The following is a 3,597-nucleotide window of genomic DNA, read 5'->3' as shown; positions in this document are numbered from 1 at the left end:
TCGATAGCAAGTTTGGGTTTGATCCTGGAGATTTAGACGACTTATTTCAATTTGTCAGCCAACACCCTAGCCTGAATTGTGTAGGACTACATGCTCATATTGGATCCCAGATTTTTGAACTACAGCCTCACCAAGATTTGGCAGATGTTATGGTGCAATGGCTAACAAAGGCAACTCACTATGGATTGACCATTTCAGAGCTAAACGTCGGTGGCGGCTTGGGTATTTGCTATACCGAAGCTGATGACCCACCCAGTATCGAGGTGTGGTGTCAAACTGTGTCAGAGGCGATCGCTGTGGCCTGCCGTAGCCACAACTTACCCTATCCTCGGTTGCTATGCGAACCAGGACGATCAATTGTAGGTACTGCTTGTGTAACAGCCTACACATTGGGCAGTCAGAAGGTTATCCCTGGTATTCGCACCTACTGGAGTGTTGATGGTGGTATGTCAGATAATCCGCGTCCGATTACCTATCAATCGGTTTATCGGGCTGTGGTGGCCGACCGCATGTGGGAAGATTGTACCGAACTGGTGACGATAGCAGGCAAACATTGTGAGTCTGGAGACATTCTCATTCGCGATTGCTGTCTGCCTCCAGCAAGGCCAGGTAATATTCTGGTAGTGTTGGCCACGGGCGCTTACAACTACAGCATGGCTTCTAACTACAACCGCCTGTCACGTCCGGCTGCTGTGTTGGTGAATGATGGAGAGGCCAGCGTCATCTTGCGGCGAGAGACCTATGATGATCTAATTCGCCAAGACTGCTTACCAGCATATCTAGCTTAGGTGGGGCTGTGTTGTGGTGACTTTTTGTTAACAAAGGTGAGTTGGTTCTTACTGAGACTAGGTGCACCTTGGAGAAGTTAGTGGCTGCAAATCGCCGACTGCATGTTTGATCAAAATGTTGGATTACGCTTAACAAGTGCTAACCAACTGTAGGATCAACATGGCAAATAACCAATAACTAAACCAATCTGGGCTAGCGATTTTTAGCTAGAGTTTAGAAGACATTCCCCAATCCAGTCCTACTTACACGCTAGACGCTAAACCCGATGGGCAATTTCTGGAGGCGGTTGCTGACCGATCATCTAGTGCAGTTGATTGACATTAGCTTAGTGTTGTTGCTGAGCTATTTAATTTTGACCCTAGTTGGCGATCGACGGACATTATGGATGGTGAGAGGGCTAATTATCTTACTGCTTGCAGCAGCTATCAGCAACCGCCTGGGCTTAGTGATTTTTGGCTTTGCCCTAACTGGCTTGGCAATTGGATGTGCAGCCTCGTTGGCGTTCATCCTGCAAGCGGAATTGCGCCTATTTTTAGAACACCTAGGGCGAGGTCAATTATTGGCCTTGATACGTCCTGTCCACCAGGTAAAACCAAAACCAGACACAGTGGTAGATGAAGTGGTAGATGCTGTCAAGGAGCTATCTCAACAGCGTGTTGGGGCTTTGGTGATTATAGAAACAGGTGAACCAATTAATGAGCGTAACTTCTCTGTTCCTGGTGTGCGATTGAATAGTGAACTATCTAAAGAGTTGATTCAAACTATCTTTCAAACCACTACACCGTTACACGACGGTGCCGTTTTGGTACGTGGTTCACGCATTGTCTCTGCTGGAGTCATTCTTCCTATTTCTGAGCGCTCCACGTCACGTCAATTGGGTACCCGCCATCGGGCTGCTATGGGAATTACAGAAAGAGTCGAAAATTGTGTGTGCATAGTTGTATCTGAAGAAACGGGATCTATATCCTTAGCAGAACGGGGACTGTTAAATCGACCGCTGACTAGCAGTAAACTCAAGGAATTGTTAGAGGCACGGTTTTCGCAGTCTGTGGACCGGGAAGTTACTGCCCCTAGTCTCCGCGATTTGACCCAACAAGTTGCGGCTGAAGCTTGGAGAACAATCCTCCGCCTAGTTCGGTTTACATCATCGGCATCTCGGGAGAAAAAATGACCGCAAAACAAACTCTGTTATATGAACTGCCTACTGACTTGGATCGTGAGCGTTTACCCCGACATGTTGCTGTAATTATGGATGGCAATGGTCGCTGGGCGCAGAAACGTGGATTACCTCGTAGCATTGGGCATCATCACGGTGTGGATGCCTTGAAACTGTTGTTGCGATGTTGCCGAGATTGGGGCATTCCAGCGTTGACTGCCTACGCCTTTTCTACAGAGAACTGGGGACGACCCCTAGAGGAAGTCAGTTTCTTGATGACATTGTTTGAGGGAGCATTGCGTAGGGAACTAGACGAGCTAGTAGCAGAAAATGTACGGATTAAGTGTGTGGGAGATTTGCAACAATTGCCTGCCTCACTGCAAGCGGAAATTGAACGCTGTGTTGCAGCTACGATCGACAACACGGGTATCCAGTTTACGGTTGCCACTAACTACAGCGGTCGGCAAGAAATTGTTCGAGCTTGTCGCACAATTGCAACCCAGGTGCAACAAGGACTCTTGAAGCCAGAGGACATTACCGAGGGCTTATTTAGTCGCTATCTCTACACAACCGAGCTACCAGAGCTAGATTTGCTGATTCGGACGAGTGGCGAAGTTCGAGTCAGTAACTTTCTGCTGTGGCAAATTGCCTATACAGAAATTTATGTCACAGATACCCTGTGGCCTGATTTTGACCGGGAAGCATTTCATCAAGCTCTCTATGCTTACCAACAGCGCGATCGTCGCTTTGGTAAGGTTAACTCCAGATCTTAAACTACACTTAAACTTTAAGAGGGTTAGACATGCAATCTCAGTGGATGTGCTTACTAAAAAATGTAGGAAATTGGCACGGTTCCTTTACTCAGCTAGCGCCTGATGGCACTTTGATTAGTGACATACCAACGGTCACGTCTCTAATCAGCCTGAATGACGATACAACAATTCAACAGGTGATTCGGCGAATGCCCGCTGGAGAGCCTCCCACTGAGCAAGTATTGACCTACAGTTCCCTAGGCAGAGGCATATTACTCTTTGAGTCTGGGGCATTTTCCCAGGGGTCTCTACAGTTAGGCCCTTTTGGTGAGTTTGGGGCAGAGTTGGGGTTAATTTGGGGCGATCGACGATTACGGCTTGTGCAACTATTCCGCGATCGTCGCCTAACTCAGTTCACCCTCATCCGAGAGCAACTGGGTGTAATGCCATCTATGCGAGAGCAACTGGGTGTAATGCCATCTATGAACGTTACTCCACCATCTCTAACACCTCTTGTAGGCGAGTGGCGGGGTGAGGCTACTACCCTCTATCCTGATTGGCGAACTCCTGAGACAACCTTGACGCAGTTGACCATTCGTCAAGAGCACAATCGTTTAGTACAGACAACAACCTTTGCTGGACAGACGATCGTTTCCACCGCTGACATTACAGGCTCTCGTTTGCAATTCAAGGAAGGGGCACAGCCTGTACAGGTGCTGCTATTACCTGATGGTGCCTCAGCCACTTGCCCGACGGAAATTCGGCCTCAGACCCCATTTTTCTTAGAAGTAGGGTGGCTAGCGGAACCTGATACCCGCTTACGAATGAGTCGTTGGTATGATGCTTCAGGGGCGTGGGTGAGCCTTACACTCGTGGTTGAGCGGCGGGTTAACCACTAGC

The 3,597-nt window shown here is 48.4% G+C and carries 4 protein-coding genes; all 4 read left to right on the top strand.

What is annotated here, in order from left to right:
- Nucleotides 1-788 (top strand): diaminopimelate decarboxylase (locus NZ772_15780; GenBank protein MCS6815015.1); only part of this gene is annotated, 788 nt, incomplete at its 5' end.
- Between the two features lie 266 nt (nucleotides 789-1,054).
- The gene (gene cdaA / locus NZ772_15775; protein MCS6815014.1) at nucleotides 1,055-1,960 is read left to right on the top strand and encodes a diadenylate cyclase CdaA; all 906 of its coding nucleotides are present in this window, start codon (nucleotides 1,055-1,057) and stop codon (nucleotides 1,958-1,960) included.
- Nucleotides 1,957-2,718, top strand: coding sequence for an isoprenyl transferase (locus NZ772_15770; protein MCS6815013.1), 762 nt, complete (start codon nucleotides 1,957-1,959; stop codon nucleotides 2,716-2,718). The genes cdaA and NZ772_15770 overlap by 4 nt, the downstream gene beginning before the upstream one ends.
- Before the next feature lie 29 nt (nucleotides 2,719-2,747).
- The gene (locus tag NZ772_15765; GenBank protein ID MCS6815012.1) at nucleotides 2,748-3,596 is read left to right on the top strand and encodes a DUF3598 family protein; all 849 of its coding nucleotides are present in this window, start codon (nucleotides 2,748-2,750) and stop codon (nucleotides 3,594-3,596) included.
- Nucleotide 3,597: the final 1 nt, after the last annotated feature.

This window comes from Cyanobacteriota bacterium (genome assembly GCA_025054735.1).
In the GTDB taxonomy this organism is placed as follows: Bacteria; Cyanobacteriota; Cyanobacteriia; order SKYG9; family SKYG9; genus SKYG9.
This window is presented reverse-complemented; position numbering and strand designations above follow the sequence as displayed.

What these genes read in the sequence shown, in the direction of transcription:
- cdaA (MCS6815014.1), top strand. Translation starts at nt 1,055, where the DNA reads ATGGGCAATTTCTGGAGGCGGTTGCTGACCGATCATCTAGTGCAGTTG.
- NZ772_15770 (MCS6815013.1), top strand. Translation starts at nt 1,957, where the DNA reads ATGACCGCAAAACAAACTCTGTTATATGAACTGCCTACTGACTTGGAT.
- NZ772_15765 (MCS6815012.1), top strand. Translation starts at nt 2,748, where the DNA reads ATGCAATCTCAGTGGATGTGCTTACTAAAAAATGTAGGAAATTGGCAC.